The organism is Zoogloea sp., from assembly GCF_044344315.1.
GTDB lineage: Bacteria > Pseudomonadota > Gammaproteobacteria > Burkholderiales > Rhodocyclaceae > Zoogloea.
In genome coordinates this window covers 24045-40673 of sequence record NZ_JBIJDC010000033.1, presented here as the reverse complement: position 1 = coordinate 40673, position 16629 = coordinate 24045, and the positions used below count along the sequence as shown (strand labels likewise).

Genomic DNA, 16629 nt, shown 5'->3' with positions numbered 1-16629 from the left:
AAGGCAGGAAACTACACAAAATATGGCGCTGTGAACAGGGGTGTTGTAAGCACATGAAAGTGAACGATATTTTTATGGAAATATGCCATATCGATGCAATTGCCCTGCGCCTGGGGGGTGGACCGTTCCGGAGCTGCTAGGGTGCTTTTCGGCTGGGGATACCCCGGATGAAGTCATTGAACATGCTCGCGAGGCCATCGAGCTGCATATTGATGGCCTGCTTGACGACCGCCAGCCCGATCAGTTGGAGCGCATCAAGCCCGTATAGAGTTTTCCGGGTGGATCTTGGCAGTAGTCGAGATCGATCCTGCCATGCTGGATGACCAAGTGGAGCGAGTGCCCCCCCTCCCGCGCTGAGTGCTGTCCCGCCTCGACCGAGCCGCCAAAGCCGCTGGCCAGACGCTGTGTGCATCGCCCACTTGGCGATTGGTGGGCACATATAAGCCACAACAAGAGCGCGAAGTCCGCGCAGATGCCGGATTCAAGAAATGATGAAAATCACCACCTGGAACGTCAATTCCCTCAAGGTCCGCCTGCCCCATGTGCTCGACTGGCTGGCGGCCAATCAGCCCGACGCCCTGTGTCTGCAGGAGCTCAAGTGTGAGAACAAGGCCTTTCCCCTGGCCGAAATCGAGGCCGCCGGCTACCAGGCCGTGTTCAACGGACAGAAAACCTACAACGGTGTCGCCATCCTCAGCCGCAAGCCCCTCGAGAACGTCACCCTCGACATCCCCGGCTTTGCCGACGAACAGAAGCGCATCATCGCCGGCACCCTCGACGGGGTACGCATCGTGTGCGGCTACTTCCCCAACGGGCAGGCGGTCGGCTCCGACAAGTTCGCCTACAAGATGGCCTGGCTGGAGGCCCTCACCGCCTGGCTGAAGACCGAACTGCAGGCCACGCCGCAGCTGGTGCTGGCCGGCGACTACAACGTGGCCCCGGAAGACCGGGACGCCCACCCGGACTGGAACGAAGAGATCCACGTGTCAGTGCCCGAGCGGGCCGCCTTCCAGGCGCTAATCGGTCTCGGGCTGAGTGATGCCTTCCGTCTCTTCGAGCAGGAGGAGCGCAGCTTTTCCTGGTGGCACTACCGGGAGGCATCCTTCCGCCGCAACTTCGGCCTGCGCATCGACCACCTGCTGCTGTCAGCACCGCTGGTGGAGAAGTGTTCGGCCTGCTACACCGACAAGGCGCCCCGCAAGCTGGAACGCCCCTCCGACCACATCCCGGTTGTCGTCGAACTGGCATGAACAGCGCACCGGCCGGCGACGCCCTGATCGCCCTCTACCCCATCCTGGCCCAGTTGACGGCCAGAGCACGTCAGCGTCTGCAGGCCCGCGCCCAGCTCGTGCAGGCCCCGGCCGGCACCACCGTATTCGACGAGCGTCAGGCTTGCCGGGGCTTTCCCTTCGTGATCGCCGGCAGCATCCGGGTGGTCAAGGCGGCCCCCAATGGCCGGGAGCTGCCCCTCTACCGTGTCACGCCCGGAGAAACCTGCATCATCTCGTCCGCCTGCCTGCTCGGCCAGGCGCCCTACAACGCCCGGGGCGTCACCGAAGCCGACACCACCCTGCTGGTCGTGCCCACGGAAGACTTCCAGGCCCTGCTGGGCGAGCAGGCCTTTCGCGATTTCGTCTTCCAGCTGTTTTCCGAGCGCATCGCCGACCTGATGCAACTGATCGAGGAAGTGGCCTTCCGCAAGCTGGATCAACGCCTCGCTGCACTCCTGCTGGGCAAGGGGCAGCGCGTGCACACCACCCATCAACAATTAGCCGACGAGCTGGGCAGCGTCCGCGAGATCGTCAGCCGCCTGCTCAAGGGCCTGGCAGAACAAGGCCTGGTCGCCCTGTCCCGGGAGCAGGTGGAGATCCTCGACCCCGCCGGCCTGCGCCGCCTGGCCGGTGGCTGACTCAGCCGCCCCCCGCTCTGTAACCAAGGTTACAGACGCCCCCTGGTCACGGATGCTCCAATGCGTCCACCTGAACCAATGTGCCGAGGAGGCGATCATGAAAGCGAACGTGGGCGGTATCGACAAAGTGTTGCGGATTGGCGGCGGCGTGGCCCTGGTGGCCTGGGCTGCACTGTTGGGCGGCCCCACCTGGGCCTGGATCGGCGTGGTCCCCCTGGCCACCGGTCTGACCGGCTTCTGCCCGGTCTACCCGCTGCTCGGCATGAGCACCTGCCCGATGAAGAAGGACTGAGCTCCGGCGTCTTCCCGGACACGTCCCGGCCCGGCCCCCTTTGCGGCGCCGGGCCTTTTTCATCGCCGGGCCGCCCCAAGATGCAAAGCACCCCCTTGGGGGGCAGCGAACCGCGCAGCGGGGAGCGTGGGGGTACTTGCCTCATCGCCGGGCCGCCCCAAGATGAGAAGCGCCCCCACGGGGGGCAGCGAACCGCGCAGCGGGGAGCGTGGGGGGGATTCTTCATGCCCGAGCGATACAAAATTCCACATGCGCAAACAGTTGTGCCATGAGGAATATTAGACACCTTTATCGTGGCCGACTTCTTATCCTCTGCGCTTTCCGTGCCCGCGAGGGCCCAATGCGCAAGAAAGGAAGTTCCATGAAGAAGCTCTCCCTGCTGGCGGTATCCGCCCTGCTGGCCTGCGGCCAGGCCGCTGCCGCCGATGTCAAGACCGACGGCCAGTGGCGTGGCGTGGGTGGCGCCGCCGCTTCGTTCTCGTCCGGCAATGCCCGCAACAGCACCGTAAACATCAACCTGGATGCCGCGCGCATCACCGCCACCGACAAGTGGTCGGTATACGGCCAGGCCCTCTTCGCCCAATCCAAGGACAAAGACGACAACACCAACACCACCGCCAACCTGTGGCGCGCCGGCACCCGCTACGACCACAACCTGAACGACAAGGTGTTTGTCTTTGGTGGTCTCGATCTGGAGCGTGACCAGCTCAAGCACCTCAACCTGCGTGCAGGTGTCAGCGGCGGTCTGGGTTACCACCTGATCAAGACGCCCGAAACCACCTGGGATGTGTTCGGCGGTCTCGGCTACAAGGTCGATCGCTACGCCTCCCCAGGCGTGATGATCAACAACGACCTGCGTCGCACCTACACCACGCCGGAGCTGATCCTCGGTCAGGAATCCACCCACAAGCTGACCGACACCACCAGCTTCAAGCAGCGCCTGGTGGTCCACCCCAACCTGCGTGAAACCGGCGAATTCCGCGCCATCTTCGACGCGGGCCTGGCCGTGGCCATCAACAAGACCATGAACCTGACGGTCGGCTTCCAGAACCGCTATGACAGCCTGGCCCAGTCCCCGGCCAAGCAGAACGACACCCTCTTCCTGGCGGGTGTGAATGTGAAGTTCGGCGCCGACTAAGCCACGCCACGCGCCTCCCCGAAGCCGTCACCGGGCCCCAGCCCCGCGGCGGCTTTAACGTTTTAGCGCCGGGCCGTGACCCGCTTGGCGGCGGAACACGAGAGGCAGCGTCCTCAAGCGCCGGCCACGCTCCAGAAACCCAGCTTCCCGAGACTTGCGGCGAGGCGCAGGCGGGTGGCCCGCCAGGTGGCCAGGGCGTTGATGCGCTGCTGGGCAGCATCGGCCATGGCGCGCTGGGCCTCCAGCAGCTCCAGGGTGCTGCCCACTCCCGCCTTGTAACGCCCCTGGGCCACCTCCAGGGATTTGCTGGCATAGCCGAGCAGCTTCTGGGTGCTGTCCAGGGTCTGGGTCTGGGTCTGCAGGGTCTGATAGGCCTGCCAGACCTCCAGCGCCACCTTCTGCTCCACCCCGCGCAGTTCGGCATCGGCCTGCTCAAACTCGGCACGGGCAGCAAGCCCCTGGTAGTGGCGGGAGAAGCCGTCGAAGATCGGCACACTGAGTTGCACGCTGACGCTCCGATCGTTCTGGTCGAGGGCCGGGGTGGCACTGTCGTAGCGTCGGTCGCTGGTCGAGCGGACGGCATTGAGGCTCAGCGTGGGCAGGTAGGCCCGGTCGGCCACCGCAATGCGGGCCCTGGCCGAGGACAGCCGTGCCCGGGCCGCTGCCAGTTCCGGATGGGCCTTCTGGGCCAGATCCAGCAACTCGTCCACACCCTTCACGAAACTCGTGTCGGGCAGATTGGCGTCATCCGCCTCCACCTTCACCGCCCGCAGGGGCGGCTCGCCGATGCTGACCGCCAGTTGCCCCTGGGCGTTGCGGAGGTTGCCCTCGGCCCTCACCCGGGCCAGGATGGCCTGGGCAAAGGCGGTCTGGGTCTGCAGCTTGGAGGTCAGATCACCCACACCGGCCGCGTGCTTGGCCTCGGCGGCCAGGAAACTCTGCAGGTTGATGCGCTCCACCTCCTGCGCCACCGCCAGCTCCCCCTGGGCGTTGAGCAGGCTGAAGTAGGCATTGGCCGCGTCGAGGAAGATGGTCTGGATGCTCAGGTTCTGGCTGGCCGCGGCGGCGAGCAGGGTCTGGCGGGCGCTGTCCACGTTGGCCTCGCGCTGACCAAAGTCGAACAGGTTCCACGCCAGATCCAGCTGGCTCCCCCGGTTGCGGCCGTCGGAGCGGACGGTGTTGCCGCCCTGCTCCAGTGTCTGGCCGATCCGGCTGCGCGTCAGGCTGCCGTTCAGGGTGGGGAGGTAGGCCGCACGGGCCGCCCCCAGGCGCGCCGCAGCGAGGGACGCCTCGGCCCAGGCCTGGCGCGTTCGGGGGTCGCGGCACAGGGCGCGGCGCACCACCTCCGAGAGGCTGATCTCACCACCGGCAAAGGGCTCGGGGCAACTCACGCCACCGCTCAGCTCGGCATCCAGTGGCACCCGGCCGGGGGCGGTGAGATCGCGCAGGTCGGTCCGGCTACCCAGCGGATCGAAGGCCAGCACCGACCCGCAAGCCACCAGCAGGCCGGCAGCGGCAAGCAGGCGCCGCATCACACCACCTCCTCCGCCGTTGGCGCCGCAGCCGCCGCCTGGCGCGCGATCAGCTCGCTCACCGGCATATCTTCGACAACCTTGCCGCCATGGAGCATCACCACGCGCTCGGCGCTGAGGATGGTCTCGGGGCGGTGGGCGATGATGATGCGGATCAGGTCGAGGGACTGGATGGCCGCATTGACGGCCTGCTCGCAGGCCACGTCCAGATGGCTGGTGGCCTCGTCGAGCACCAGGATGCGCGGCTGCTTGTAGAGGGCCCGGGCCAGGAAGAGGCGCTGCTTCTGCCCACCGGAGAGCACCGTGCCCATGTCCCCCACCAGGGTGTGATAGCCCATGGCCATGGCGGCGATCTCCTCGTGGATCTGGGCCAGGCGGGCGCATTCCTCGATGCGGGCCCGGTCGGGCGCCGGATCGAAGAAGCAGATGTTGTCGGCGATGGAGCCGGCGAACAGGGTGTCGTCCTGCATCACCGTGCCGATCAGCGCCCGGGGCGCCTCGCCACCGCTGCGGCGCAGGCTGGCCTCGCCGATCAGGATGTCGCCCTCCACCGGCGGAAAGACGCCGAGGATGAGGTTGATGAGGGTGGTCTTGCCGCAGCCCGAGGGGCCGACGAAGGCCACCGACTGGCCGGGGGGGATTTCCAGGTCGACGCCATCCACCACCCACGGGTCGGTCTCGGCGTAGCGGAAGCGCAGGCCCTGCAGGCGCACCGCCGGTGTGCTGCGGCTGGCTGCGTCGTGGCCGGGGCCGGGGCCGGGGGGGGCGTCCTGTTCGGGCTGGGTCAGCACGATGTCGGCCAGGCGCTCACCCTGCAGGCGCAGCATGCGCAGCTCGAAGAACTTCTCGATCAGCCCGGCCACGCGGCCGTCGAACTGGTCTTTGTAGGCCTTGAAGGCCATCAGCACGCCCACGGTCATCAGGCCGTCGAGGGTCTGCTTGGCCCCCAGCCACAGAATGGCGATGCCCACCAGGCCGAAGAGCAGGCCGTTGATCGACTCGAAGGCGATGAACAGGCGCTGGGTGCGCACTCCGGCATTGACCTGCTCGGCCACCAGGCTCACCCAACCGGAGCGGCGCTCGTTCTGGCGCTGGAACAGCTTGACGGCCTTGATGCCGCGCACGGTCTCGAGAAAGTGGGACTGCTGGCTGGCGTGATGGACGATCTCCTGCTCGGTGGCCAGGCGCAGGGGGCGGAACCACAGGGCGCGGATCAGGGCGTAGGTGAGCATCGCCGCCACCGCCATCCAGGCCAGCGCCGGGCTGTACAGGAACATCATGGCCAGGGTCACCGCCGACATCACCCCGTCGATCAGCACCGAGAAGAACGAGGCGGTGAGCTTGCTCTGGATCTCGTCCACCGCCCCGAAGCGTGACACGACGTCGCCCAGGTGGCGCTTCTCGAAGTACTGCACCGGCAGGCGCAGCAGGTGGGCAAAGACGTTGGTACGCCATTGCAGGCTGAGGTTGGTGCCGATGTGCAGCAGGATCCATGAACGCAGGGCCGAGAAGAGCTGCTGGACGATCAGCAGCAGGCCGAAGCCCAGGGCCAGGGTGGTGAGCAGGTCCCGGTCGGCGGACACCAGCACGTGGTCGATCACCCACTGCAGGTAGAAGGGGCTGGCCAGGGCGAAGACCTCCAGCGCCGCCGCCAGGATGAGCACCTGGGTCGCGGCGGAGAACAGCCCGTCCACCCGGCCGATCAGATCGCGGAAGCGGATCGCCGGCGGCGCCGCCGACGGCCGGAACTCGGCGCTGGGCCACAGCTCCAGGGCCACGCCGGTGAAGCTGCGGGAAATCTCGTCGCGGGCCACCCAGCGGGCGCCGCTGGCCGGGTCATGGATCAGGATGCCGCGACGGGCCACCTTCTTCAGCACCACGAAGTGGTTGAGATTCCAGTGCAGGATGCACGGCGTGCGCAGCTGGCCCAGGTCTTCCAGATCCAGGCGCAGGGGCCGGCTGGCCAGGCCGAGGGCGTTGGCGATGCCGATCAGCTGGCCCAGGGTGGCGCCGTGCTGGGAGATGGAGAACTGGCGGCGCAGCTGGGCCAGGTCGGTGCGGCACCCGTGGTAGCCGGACACCATGCCCAGGCATGGCCAGGCCGCATTCGGTGGCTTCGGTTTGCAGGATGACAGGGAGCGAGCGCCCGAACGCGGCGGGCAGATTGGCAATCAGGGACATGGGCTCAGAGTTTCCCGGTGATGCTGATGAGGGGTTCCAGGACCCATTCATAGAGCCGGCGACGCTCCTGCATGATGTCGGCCTCAAGCTGCATGCCCACCTGCAGCGGGCGCGGTTCGCCATAAGCTGTGATGGACTGGGCGGCCAGGTCCACCGTGATGCGATAAACCTGCTCCCCGCTGCCGGCGCCGTCCAGCCCGGACAAGCCGAGGGCTGACAGATCCTGACTCGACAGGGCAACCCGGGCCACCTGGGCCACGCGGCCGGCGGTGTGACCAAACTTCTGATAAGGGTAAGCGTCGAAGCGCAGCATCACGGCATCCCCCTCGCGCACAAAGCCCACCGCCTTGCTTGGCGCAAACAGGTAGGCCTGCAGGCGGGCGCCCGGCGGCACGATGGACACCACCGGACGGCTCCCATCCACGGTGTGGCCGACCTCGGCCGTCGCCGCCGTCGCCACCCCGTCACGGGGTGCCAGCACATGGATGCGCCGGCGCAGCTCGCTCTCGGTGAGTTCCTGATCGGAGCTGGAGATGCTGCGGCGGATCTCGGCGATCTGCTTCGACTGCTCCAGGGGCATACGCGCCAACTCGCCGCGCAGCAGGGTCAGCTCGCGCTGGGCATTGAGACGCTCGCGTTCGAGAACCTGCAGGCGCGAGCGCTGGTCGATCAGGTCTGCCTCACGCAACTGCACCTGCTCGCCGGCGATGTAGTCCTTCTCCAGCAAGCCCCTGTAACGCTGCAGGGTGTCCTGGGCCAGGGCCACGCGGGTGCGCTGACCGTCCATGGACTGTTCGATCACCTGCAGCTCGGCCTCGTAGGCGGCCTGCTTGCGGGCCAGTGCCGCGCGCTGCTCCTGCTGAAGGGATTCCGTCTTGCCCAGTTCATTGCGCAGGCTGTTGCGACGCGCTTCGACCTGCTCGGTGATGCTGGCGAGGCCGCCCGGCGCGGCATCGCTCTTGCGCTCCAGGGACAGCACGTACAGCACATCACCCTCGCGGACGGCCTGGCCTTCCCTGACGCGCTTCTCCACCACCACACCAGACTGCCCCGGATAGACCTTGGACCAGCCCCCGGCCGGCAGCAACTGGCCGGACACCGTCGTGCGCTTGGTATAGCTACCGAACACGAAGAAGGCCATCAGCGCCAACGCCGCCACTGCGGCGATCAGGGCGAAGATGGCGAAGGAGAGGGGCTGGCTGAGAGCCACCGGCCCGAGCCAGTTGGTGCGCTGGGCATCGAGAGCCTCGGTGCGGAACAGGGAGTCGTCTTTCACGGAAACAGGGGAAGCAGAGGCCGGAGGTGTGACGGGAGGATCCCACTTCTTTCCGGAAGCTGCCCTGAACTATTCCCGCCGGTCGGACGGATGGGCATCCGGAGCGTGAGGAATGTCCCGATGGCTCGATCAAATTCAAATGGCAACGGGCCACCCAGGGGTGGCCCGTTATCGGCAAGCCTGTCACCCGGAGGTGAGGGCTATCCCGACTTCCTCCGAGGCGCTAATCAGCAGCCGCAGGAGGGAGCAGGCTGGCAGGGGCTCGGGGCCGGCTGACAGGGGCTCGGAGCGGGCTGGCAAGGGCTCGGGGCCGGGGTGTAGCAGCTGCTGCGACGGCCGAAAAGGCTGCTCAGCAGGTTCAGCTTGAAGGACAGCAGGCCGCCCAGCAGGCCGAAGGTGCCGCCGGAAACGTTCTGGACTTCCTGGGAGGAGAGCTCACGAATAGCCATTTTGAAACCTCTTGAGAGTGAGTGAATTTGTATTTTGATGTTGCACCTCCCGAATACGCCAAACGGGTATCCAGACGGCGAATTCACTATAACCCCAAAGAAATCTTAAATTCGTGAATTAAACCGCTGAAAAACGACATGAAAAACATTTTTACCGTTTTTATGCGAATTTGGCGAAATTGCGTCCAGTATCGCTACACCCACCGCGCGGGACGCTGTCTCTACACGGCCAGGGACGCCCGCCCGGCAACGTGATTGGCGATTTGCACAAAACGGTCCACACCAAGTTTTTCACCGCGCAGACCAGGGTCCAGCTCGAGGGCCGCAAAATCTGACTCTTCCAGGAAATCCCGCAGGGTATTGCGCAGGGTCTTGCGACGCTGGCCGAAAGCTGCCGTCACGATCCGGCCGAGCAGGGCATAGTCTGTAGCGGTGCACTCAGCCACAGGGCGCGGCACCATGCGGACGATGCTCGACATCACCTTGGGCGCGGGACGGAAGGCGCCCGGCGGCACATCGAAGACCCGCCCCATGTTGAAGCGATACTGGAGCATCACCGACAGCCGCCCGTACTCCTCGGTACCCGGCTCGGCCACCATGCGCATCACCACTTCCTTCTGCAGCATGAAGGTCATGTCCTTCACCTTCTCGGCATAGTCGGCCAGGTGAAAGAGGATGGGCGTGGAGATGTTGTAAGGCAGATTGCCGACCACCCGCAGGGGTGCGCCGTCGGCCACCAGGCTACCGAAGTCGAACTTGAGGGCGTCGCCTTCGTGGATGGTCAGCTTCTCCGGGGAGTGGGCCTCCTTGAGGCGGGCGATCAGGTCCCGGTCGATCTCGACCACGTGCAGATGAGGCAGACGGGCCATCAGCGGCTCGGTCATGGCCCCCAGGCCGGGGCCGATCTCGACCATGCGGTCGCCCTCCGCCGGGCGGATGGCCTCGATGATCTTGCGGATGATGTTGGGGTCGGACAGGAAATTCTGGCCGAAGCGCTTGCGCGCGAGATGGGGTTCGCTCATCCGTTGTTCCTCAGGCGTTCTTTTTTTCCCAGGCGGCGATCGCCTCCCGGACGCGGGCCACGGCGGCAAAGCCGACCCGTTCCCCCTCCAGGATGGCTTCATGGCGCTGCTGGAAGTTGGTGGCCGGCAGGCCCTTCAGCTCGGGCCGGATGACCACGTCGGCCCCGGCCAGCTCATCGCGGCCCAGGGCGCCGCCCATGATGGCGATGGTATCGAGCAGCACATCGAGGCTGCCCTGGTTCTTCTTGCCACTGGGACGGGCGGAGATATCCACAGCGATGATGATGTCCGCGCCGAGGGCGCGGGCCTCGCGTACCGGAATCGGCGCCACCAGCCCGCCATCCACGTACTCCCGCCCGTTGATGGGCACCGGCGGGAACACCCCGGGGATGGACGAGGAGGCGCGCACGGCGGTGCCGGTATTGCCCCGCTGGAAGACGATGGGCTGGCCGCTCTGCAGGTCGGTGGCCACCGCGGCAAAGCGGCGCTTCAAGCCTTCGATGGGTTTGTTGCCCACGTTGGTGTTGATGAAGCGCTCCAGGGCTTCGCCCTTGATCACCCCTCTATCGAAGAGGCTCCAGTCGGTGACGGCCGATTCGTCCAGCTGGATGGCCAGCTTCTGCAGCTCGAAAGGCCCGTGTCCGGCAGCGTAGAGGGCACCGACCACCGCCCCGGCGCTGGTGCCGACCACCAGGTCCGGCGCCAGGCCATGGGTTTCGAGCACCTTGATGACGCCGATATGGGCAAAGCCGCGGGCCGCGCCCCCACCCAGGGCCAGCGCCACCCGCGGCTTGCGGGCGGCACGGGGCGCCACGGGCTCCGGCTTGCGGCCCAGGTCGGCGCAGGCAGCCAGACCCAGGGCCGCAAAGCCGCCAACGATCAGACGACGACGGCTGTTCATGCCCGAGCCATGGAAATGGCCAGCTCGACGGCCGCGAACAGGCTGCCAGGGTCGGCCCGGCCCGTCCCTGCCAGATCGAGGGCCGTGCCGTGATCCACCGAGGTGCGGATGATGGGCAACCCCAGGGTGACATTGACGCCGCCACCGAAGCTGGCGTGCTTGAGCACTGGCAGGCCCTGGTCGTGGAACATGGCCAGCACCGCATCACCCTGGGCCAGGGTGTGGGGCACGAACAGGGTGTCGGCCGGCAGCGGGCCGCGCAGGTCCATGCCCTCGGCGCGCAGGGCCTCGAGCACGGGCGTGATCACGTCGATTTCCTCGCGCCCCATGTGGCCCCCCTCCCCCGCGTGGGGATTCAGGCCGGCCACCAGGATGCGCGGCGCGGCCAGGCCGAAGCGCGTGCGCAGGTCGGTGTGCAGGATACGCAGGGTGTCGGTGAGCAGGGGGCGGGTGATGGCCGCGGAAACATCCTTGAGGGGCAGATGAGTGGTGGCGAGGGCGACGCGCATGCTCCCGCCCACCAGCATCATCACCACCAGCGGCGTGCCGGTGGCTTCGGCCAGATACTCGGTATGCCCGGAAAACGGCACACCCGCATCGCAGATGATGCCCTTGTGCACCGGCGCGGTGACCATGCCGGAGAACTCCCCGGAGGTGCAGCCGGCGATGGCCCGGTCGAGCACATCAAGGACATAGCGGGCATTGGCCGCATCCAGCTGCCCCGGCGTGACGGGCCGGGCCAGCGGCACGTGGAGCACCTCCAGGCTGCCGGGCCGGGGGGTGTTGCCAGCAGCGTAGTCGAGGATGTCGACGGAGGGCTCGACCGCGTGGATGCGTGCGGCGATCATCTTGCGGTCACCCAGGACGACAAGGCGCGCCGGGCATTCGAAGCGCGGCAGGGCGGCACACAGATCGGGGCCAATGCCGGCGGGCTCACCGCTGGTAATGGCGAGGACGGGAAGCGGGGATGGCATGGTGGGGGAGACGCAGGAAGGGGACAACAGGAGGGACAGGACTGCAGGCCTGGCCCGGGCGGTGGAAGGTGTTCCGCCGCCCGGGCCGCCAGATCAGCGGTCTTCGGTGCGGTATTCCACGTAGGCCCGGTCACGCAGCTGGCGCAGCCAGTCCTGGTAGGCCTCGTCGGACTTGCGCTCGCGCAGGGCGTTGCGGGCGGCACCGCGCTTGCGCTCGTCGGAAACATCCTGCACGCGGCGGTCTTCCACCTGGATCAGGTGCCAGCCAAAGGGCGACTGCACGGGCTGACTCAGCTCGCCGGGCTTGAGGGCGTCCATGGCCTGTTCGAACTCGGGCACGGTGTCACCTGGGTAGATCCAGCCCAGATCGCCGCCCTTGGCCGCAGACAGGTCGGCGGAGTGGATACGGGCCAGGTCGGCGAAGCTGGCGCCCCCCTGGACGACGCGCTCGCGCAGGTCGGTGAGGCGACGGCGGGCATCGGCATCGGTGAGCACTTCACTGGTTTTGATCAGGATGTGACGGGCACGGGTCTGCTGAACCTGGGCCGGCACGCCCGACTGGCTGCCCCCCTTGCGATCCATCACGCGGACGATGTGGAACCCGGCGGCGCTGCGCAGGATGGGCGTGGTTTCGCCCGGCTTGAGGGTGGTGACGGCTTCGGCAAACAGGCCCGGCAGGCGCTCGGCGCTGCGCCAGCCCAGATTGCCGCCGGTCAGGGCGTCGGGGGCATCCGAGTAGCTGGCAGCCAGCTTGTCGAAGGGTTCGCCCCGCCCAATGCGGGCAGCCACGTCTTCAGCCTTGGCGCGCAGGCGTGCCAATTGCTCGGGGGTAGCCCCCTCGGGCGCACGGAAGAGGATGTGGGAGAGGTTGTATTCCTCCTGCCCCATGGTGTTTTCGGGATGGGCCAGGAAGTTGCTGACCTCGGCATCCGACACCACGATGCGGGCCTCGACCTCACGCTCGCGCACCCGGGTGAGGAGCATCTCGTTGCGTACTTCCTCGCGGAAGCGCTCCCAGGAAAGGCCGTCCTTTTCTAGGGCCTTGCGGAACTCGGTCATGGACAGGCGGTTGCTGTCGGCAATGCGCCCGACGGCCCGGTCGAGGGTCACGTCATCGATGCGCAGGGAGGTTTCGGCGGCCAGCTGCAGTTGCAGGCGCTCGATGATCTGGCGCTCCAGCACTTGCTTCTCAAGCACATCGGCGGCCGGCAGGGGTGTGCCCTGACGGCTCAGCTGGCGCGTCACCTGGGCAACGCGCATGCGCAGGTCGGCGCGGGTGATGACTTCGCTGTTAACGACCGCCACGATGCGATCCACTTCGACCGGCCCGTTGGCGGCGAAGGCAGTGCTGGCGAGCAGGGTTGCGGCAAGCAGGGAGACGATGAGTTTCATGGGTCGGGATAGGCTTTCAGAATTCGTCGTCGCTGGAGAAGGGGTTGGAGCCATCGTTGATGCGGTTGTAGCCCGGCACGCTGCGGCGCAGGACATTGAGCGGGCTGGAGCCGAGGCTGCCTGCACCATTGAACTCGAGCTGGAAGAAGAAGGCGCGGGTCACGTCGGTGGCGCTGGTGGTGAGGTGCTGGATCACGCCGCGGAACACCCAGCAGCCGGCGTTGTATTCGACACCGGCAATACCCTGCGTCAGACGGTGGTCACGCAGGTTGCGGTTGTAACGCCCCACGCCGTACCAGTTGCCCCACAGGGGCCACTGACCGGTGAGATCGATGTCACGGAAACCGTTGGGGTTGGCCGGATCGGTGGAGTAGTTGCGCCGATAGCGCCAGCTCACTCCCAGGGTGCGGGCGTAGCCGGGCTGGAAACGGAAGCCGAAGTTGAAGCGCTCGGTCCAGTTGTCCCGGGGGTTGTACTGCCAGGCGGTGTCGAGCGTGGTCTTCGGGGCCAGGTTTACGCCGAAGGCGGCCAGCAGGTCGGCCTGCTTGCCGGTACGGGCCGGGGTGTCCTTGTTCAGGGTGACGCGCTGGTCTACCAGGTAGTAACGCTGGCCGAGGGCCGCACGCAGGGTTTCAGCGCCGCTGGTCGGGTCGATCAGGCGGCTCTGCACTGCCGTGGTGATCTGGTTGGCGTTGGAGATGCGGTCGCCGCCCGTGTAGACGTTCTCGGCGAAGATCTGCGCGAAGTTGAAGTCGTAGAAGCCCGTGTCGAAGTTGGGGATGTTCGACTGGTCCCGGTAGGGCACGTAGAGATAGTAGATCCGCGGCTCCAGGGTCTGCACGAAATCCCGACCGCCGAAGTTGGCGTCGCGCTCGAAGGTCACGCCACTGTCCAACGACAGGATGGGCAGGGTGCGGGTGACGGAGTTGTCGCCGGTGCTGACCCGCCGGTCGAGCTCATAGCGGGTGGCGTGCACGCCGATCTTCGGCGTGAAGTGGAAGGCCGCCGTCTGCATGGGCAGCGAGAGCTGCGGATAGAAGGTCAGGCGACGCCCCTCGTCCTGGGTCGGGTGGCTGAAGGCAACGAACTCGCTGGCCAGCTGGAATGTGGTTCCACCGGGCAGATCGGGACGGTTGGCCATCAACAGCAGTTGGGGCAGGCGCTTGTAGGGAATGCTCACCGGCGCGGCGCCGGTCTTCGGGTCATCCAGGGTCTGGAAGGCCTGCAACATGCCGGTGGCCGTCCACCAGCCTCCGCCAGCATAGGTCACCGAGCCCTGGCGCAGCAGGTTGACCTGGGAGGTCAAGGCCAGGCGCGTGCTCAGGTCGATGAAGTAACGCGGGTCGGAGACGCCGTTGAAGTTGATGTTGCTGGTCCAGCCGCCGCCGAAGTTGTGATCGTGGCGCACCGACCCCACGTAGCGGCTGCGCCCTTCCACCTGGTCCTGCGGCATGTATTCCAGGTAGGTGATACCCCGGTAATTGGGATTGATGTAGCGCGCCTCGTTGCGGAACTGCAGGCCCCGCCGCCCCATCAGGCGAGTGGTCAGGGTATCGTCGTAGTTCGGCGCAAGGTTGAAGTAATAGGGCACCGACAGGTCGAAGCCGACCTTGTTGGAAGTACCGAAGGTGGGAGACAGGAGACCGGACTTGCGGCTCTCACCCAAGGGGAAGTCGGCCCAAGGCAGGTAAGCCAGTGGAACGCCCTTGAACCACAGGGTGCCGTGGCGGGCTTCGCCCACCTCCGAATCGAAGTCCAGATCCAGCTCCTTGGCCTGCAGATACCAGTCGGGCCGACTCGGCTTGCAGCTGGTCCAGGAGGCATTGGAGAAGCGGAACTGGTTTTCGCCCTCGAGCACCAGGGAGTCGGCCGAGCCATGGCCGCTGATGGGCTGCTGGCTGGCCGGCACGGCCTGGCCGGGCAGCAGCGGCGCCTGACCAGGCCGCGGCGGCCGGGCCGGCCGGCTGATGGCATAGCTGGGCGAATCGAACACGCCGGACTGTTCCCCCACCTTGATACGGGCGTGGGGACCGGTCATTTCGTCGGTACCGCGGACCACCCGCACGTTGCCGGTGGCCTCCACCTCGTCGGTGAGCTCGAAATACTGCAGGCGGTCACCGTCGACGCGAGTGGCGTCACGCAACAGCGTGGCGCTGCCTTCGGCAACGGCATCCACGTCCTGGCGGCCACTCACCCGGTCGGCAGTGATGCGGGTGATGCCGGGGCTGGCTGCCGGGGCTGCGGCAGCCGCGGGCTTGCGCACCTGGACGCCGGGCGCCACCGGCCTGGCAGGCGCTGGCGCAGCGCGGGCGGCCGGCGCCGCAGAAGGCGTGGCAACAGCACGAGGGACCGGACGGGCAGCAGCCGGCTTGCCAAGCAGGGCCGGTGAGACCACGAAGGGCGGGAGTTCTTCCGCGCCGGCGCGCCCCCACAGGGCGAACAGGGCGATCGACAGGAAGCGCAACTGGGTGTGAGGTTTCATCCCGGGGCAGGAACCAGCCGGCGAGCCGACCGCATGGTTTGATAAACTGCACGATTTTACACGAACGCATCTCAGACTCCCGTGGAACGACGCCAACAACTCCAGTCCTGGATCGCCGCCGAATTTCCCGGCCGCCCCTTCGAACTCGCCCCGGCCAGTGCCGACGCCAGCTTCCGGCGCTATTTCCGGCTTACATTTGCTGACGATCCGGTTTCTCTGATCGTCATGGATGCGCCCCCCAGCCATGAAGACTGCCGCCCCTACATCAAGGTGGCGGCGCTGTTCGGTGCCACCGGTGCCCATGTGCCGCAAGTCATCCGACAGAACCTTGAGCAGGGTTTCCTGCTGCTGTCCGACCTGGGCAGCACCACCTACCTGGACGCCCTGACCAAGGACAACGCCCACAATCTCTACGCCGAAGCCCTGGGCGCCCTGATGAGCATCCAGGCGTCCAGCCAGCCCGGCGTGCTGCCCGAGTACGACCGCGAGCTGCTGATGCGCGAGCTGGAGCTCTTCCCGGTGTGGTACGTAAGCCGCCACAAGGGCATCACCCTCACCGAGCAGCAGACCACCCAGCTCTACGAGGTCTTCGACCGCATCGTCGATGTGAACCTGGCCGAGCCCAAGGTCTATGTGCATCGCGACTACCACAGCCGCAACCTGATGGTGTCCGCGCCCAACCCCGGCGTGCTCGATTTCCAGGACGCCGTTTACGGCCCCATGACCTACGACCTGGCCTCCCTGTTCAAGGACGCCTACATCCACTGGGAAGAAGACTTCACCCTCGACCTGCTGGCCCGCTACTGGGAAACCGCCCGTGAGCTGGGCCTGCCGGTGCGCGAGGACTTCGCCGAGTTCCACCGGGACTACGAGTGGATGGGCGTGCAGCGCCACATCAAGGTGCTCGGCATCTTTGCCCGCCTCTACCACCGGGACGGCAAGGACGGCTACCTGAAGGACATGCCGCTGGTTCTCCACTACCTGCGCAAGGCCTGCGAGCGCTACGGCGAACTCCGGCCCCTGCTGCGCATCCTTGAGCAGACCGACCCGACCGTCACCGAAGTCGGCTACTCCTTCTGAG

Annotated in this window: 14 protein-coding genes and 1 pseudogene; 6 read left to right on the top strand and 9 right to left on the bottom strand. The window is 66.6% G+C overall.

The window, feature by feature from the left end; genetic code table 11:
* Nucleotides 1-82: 82 nt before the first annotated feature.
* From ACIQ09_RS09460 to ACIQ09_RS09440, 5 genes and pseudogenes are all read left to right on the top strand, one after another.
* Nucleotides 83-357: pseudogene (locus tag ACIQ09_RS09460) on the top strand (type II toxin-antitoxin system HicB family antitoxin).
* 134 nt (nucleotides 358-491) lie between these two features.
* Nucleotides 492-1250: an exodeoxyribonuclease III gene (gene xth / locus ACIQ09_RS09455; protein ID WP_398308537.1), complete on the top strand. Its 759-nt coding sequence runs from the start codon at nucleotides 492-494 to the stop codon at nucleotides 1248-1250.
* On the top strand, nucleotides 1247-1909 hold the full coding sequence (locus ACIQ09_RS09450; RefSeq protein WP_398308533.1) for a Crp/Fnr family transcriptional regulator: 663 nt from the start codon (nucleotides 1247-1249) through the stop codon (nucleotides 1907-1909). The genes xth and ACIQ09_RS09450 overlap by 4 nt, the downstream gene beginning before the upstream one ends.
* A 97-nt stretch (nucleotides 1910-2006) precedes the next feature.
* On the top strand, nucleotides 2007-2201 hold the full coding sequence (locus ACIQ09_RS09445; RefSeq protein ID WP_296565043.1) for a DUF2892 domain-containing protein: 195 nt from the start codon (nucleotides 2007-2009) through the stop codon (nucleotides 2199-2201).
* A gap of 361 nt (nucleotides 2202-2562) precedes the next feature.
* Nucleotides 2563-3339, top strand: coding sequence for a YdiY family protein (locus tag ACIQ09_RS09440; RefSeq protein ID WP_398308530.1), 777 nt, complete (start codon nucleotides 2563-2565; stop codon nucleotides 3337-3339).
* A 113-nt stretch (nucleotides 3340-3452) separates the two neighbouring features.
* Here ACIQ09_RS09440 and ACIQ09_RS09435 read toward each other — a convergent pair whose 3' ends face one another.
* The 9 genes from ACIQ09_RS09435 to ACIQ09_RS09395 all read right to left on the bottom strand — a co-directional run bounded on the left by ACIQ09_RS09435 (nucleotide 3453) and on the right by ACIQ09_RS09395 (nucleotide 15548).
* Complete coding sequence (locus ACIQ09_RS09435) at nucleotides 3453-4871, bottom strand: TolC family protein (protein ID WP_398308528.1); 1419 nt, start codon at nucleotides 4869-4871, stop codon at nucleotides 3453-3455.
* Nucleotides 4871-6955 (bottom strand): peptidase domain-containing ABC transporter, encoded by a 2085-nt coding sequence (locus ACIQ09_RS09430; RefSeq protein WP_398308526.1) that lies wholly within the window; start codon nucleotides 6953-6955, stop codon nucleotides 4871-4873. Before ACIQ09_RS09430 ends, ACIQ09_RS09435 begins: the two co-directional genes overlap by 1 nt.
* A gap of 101 nt (nucleotides 6956-7056) precedes the next feature.
* Nucleotides 7057-8328: an HlyD family secretion protein gene (locus ACIQ09_RS09425; protein ID WP_398308524.1), complete on the bottom strand. Its 1272-nt coding sequence runs from the start codon at nucleotides 8326-8328 to the stop codon at nucleotides 7057-7059.
* A 227-nt stretch (nucleotides 8329-8555) separates the two neighbouring features.
* Entirely contained in the window at nucleotides 8556-8777 is a 222-nt protein-coding gene (locus tag ACIQ09_RS09420; protein WP_398308522.1) for a hypothetical protein, read from the bottom strand.
* A gap of 221 nt (nucleotides 8778-8998) precedes the next feature.
* Nucleotides 8999-9799: a 16S rRNA (adenine(1518)-N(6)/adenine(1519)-N(6))-dimethyltransferase RsmA gene (gene rsmA / locus ACIQ09_RS09415; protein WP_398308520.1), complete on the bottom strand. Its 801-nt coding sequence runs from the start codon at nucleotides 9797-9799 to the stop codon at nucleotides 8999-9001.
* 10 nt (nucleotides 9800-9809) lie between these two features.
* On the bottom strand, nucleotides 9810-10700 hold the full coding sequence (locus ACIQ09_RS09410) for a patatin-like phospholipase family protein (RefSeq protein WP_398308518.1): 891 nt from the start codon (nucleotides 10698-10700) through the stop codon (nucleotides 9810-9812).
* Nucleotides 10697-11674, bottom strand: a complete 978-nt coding sequence (gene pdxA / locus ACIQ09_RS09405; protein WP_398308516.1) for a 4-hydroxythreonine-4-phosphate dehydrogenase PdxA — start codon at nucleotides 11672-11674, stop codon at nucleotides 10697-10699. The genes ACIQ09_RS09410 and pdxA overlap by 4 nt, the downstream gene beginning before the upstream one ends.
* Nucleotides 11675-11767: 93 nt before the next feature.
* Complete coding sequence (locus tag ACIQ09_RS09400) at nucleotides 11768-13066, bottom strand: peptidylprolyl isomerase (RefSeq protein ID WP_398308514.1); 1299 nt, start codon at nucleotides 13064-13066, stop codon at nucleotides 11768-11770.
* A gap of 16 nt (nucleotides 13067-13082) precedes the next feature.
* Complete coding sequence (locus ACIQ09_RS09395; RefSeq protein WP_398308512.1) at nucleotides 13083-15548, bottom strand: LPS-assembly protein LptD; 2466 nt, start codon at nucleotides 15546-15548, stop codon at nucleotides 13083-13085.
* Nucleotides 15549-15629: 81 nt separating this feature from the next.
* Between ACIQ09_RS09395 and ACIQ09_RS09390 the strand changes: the two genes are divergently transcribed.
* On the top strand, nucleotides 15630-16628 hold the full coding sequence (locus ACIQ09_RS09390) for an aminoglycoside phosphotransferase family protein (protein ID WP_398308510.1): 999 nt from the start codon (nucleotides 15630-15632) through the stop codon (nucleotides 16626-16628).
* Nucleotide 16629: the final 1 nt, after the last annotated feature.

What these genes read in the sequence shown, in the direction of transcription:
- ACIQ09_RS09420 (WP_398308522.1), bottom strand. Translation starts at nt 8,777, where the DNA reads ATGGCTATTCGTGAGCTCTCCTCCCAGGAAGTCCAGAACGTTTCCGGC.
- pdxA (WP_398308516.1), bottom strand. Translation starts at nt 11,674, where the DNA reads ATGCCATCCCCGCTTCCCGTCCTCGCCATTACCAGCGGTGAGCCCGCC.
- ACIQ09_RS09435 (WP_398308528.1), bottom strand. Translation starts at nt 4,871, where the DNA reads ATGCGGCGCCTGCTTGCCGCTGCCGGCCTGCTGGTGGCTTGCGGGTCG.
- ACIQ09_RS09400 (WP_398308514.1), bottom strand. Translation starts at nt 13,066, where the DNA reads ATGAAACTCATCGTCTCCCTGCTTGCCGCAACCCTGCTCGCCAGCACT.
- rsmA (WP_398308520.1), bottom strand. Translation starts at nt 9,799, where the DNA reads ATGAGCGAACCCCATCTCGCGCGCAAGCGCTTCGGCCAGAATTTCCTG.
- ACIQ09_RS09430 (WP_398308526.1), bottom strand. Translation starts at nt 6,955, where the DNA reads ATGGTGTCCGGCTACCACGGGTGCCGCACCGACCTGGCCCAGCTGCGC.
- ACIQ09_RS09440 (WP_398308530.1), top strand. Translation starts at nt 2,563, where the DNA reads ATGAAGAAGCTCTCCCTGCTGGCGGTATCCGCCCTGCTGGCCTGCGGC.
- ACIQ09_RS09410 (WP_398308518.1), bottom strand. Translation starts at nt 10,700, where the DNA reads ATGAACAGCCGTCGTCGTCTGATCGTTGGCGGCTTTGCGGCCCTGGGT.
- ACIQ09_RS09395 (WP_398308512.1), bottom strand. Translation starts at nt 15,548, where the DNA reads ATGAAACCTCACACCCAGTTGCGCTTCCTGTCGATCGCCCTGTTCGCC.
- ACIQ09_RS09445 (WP_296565043.1), top strand. Translation starts at nt 2,007, where the DNA reads ATGAAAGCGAACGTGGGCGGTATCGACAAAGTGTTGCGGATTGGCGGC.
- ACIQ09_RS09450 (WP_398308533.1), top strand. Translation starts at nt 1,247, where the DNA reads ATGAACAGCGCACCGGCCGGCGACGCCCTGATCGCCCTCTACCCCATC.
- xth (WP_398308537.1), top strand. Translation starts at nt 492, where the DNA reads ATGAAAATCACCACCTGGAACGTCAATTCCCTCAAGGTCCGCCTGCCC.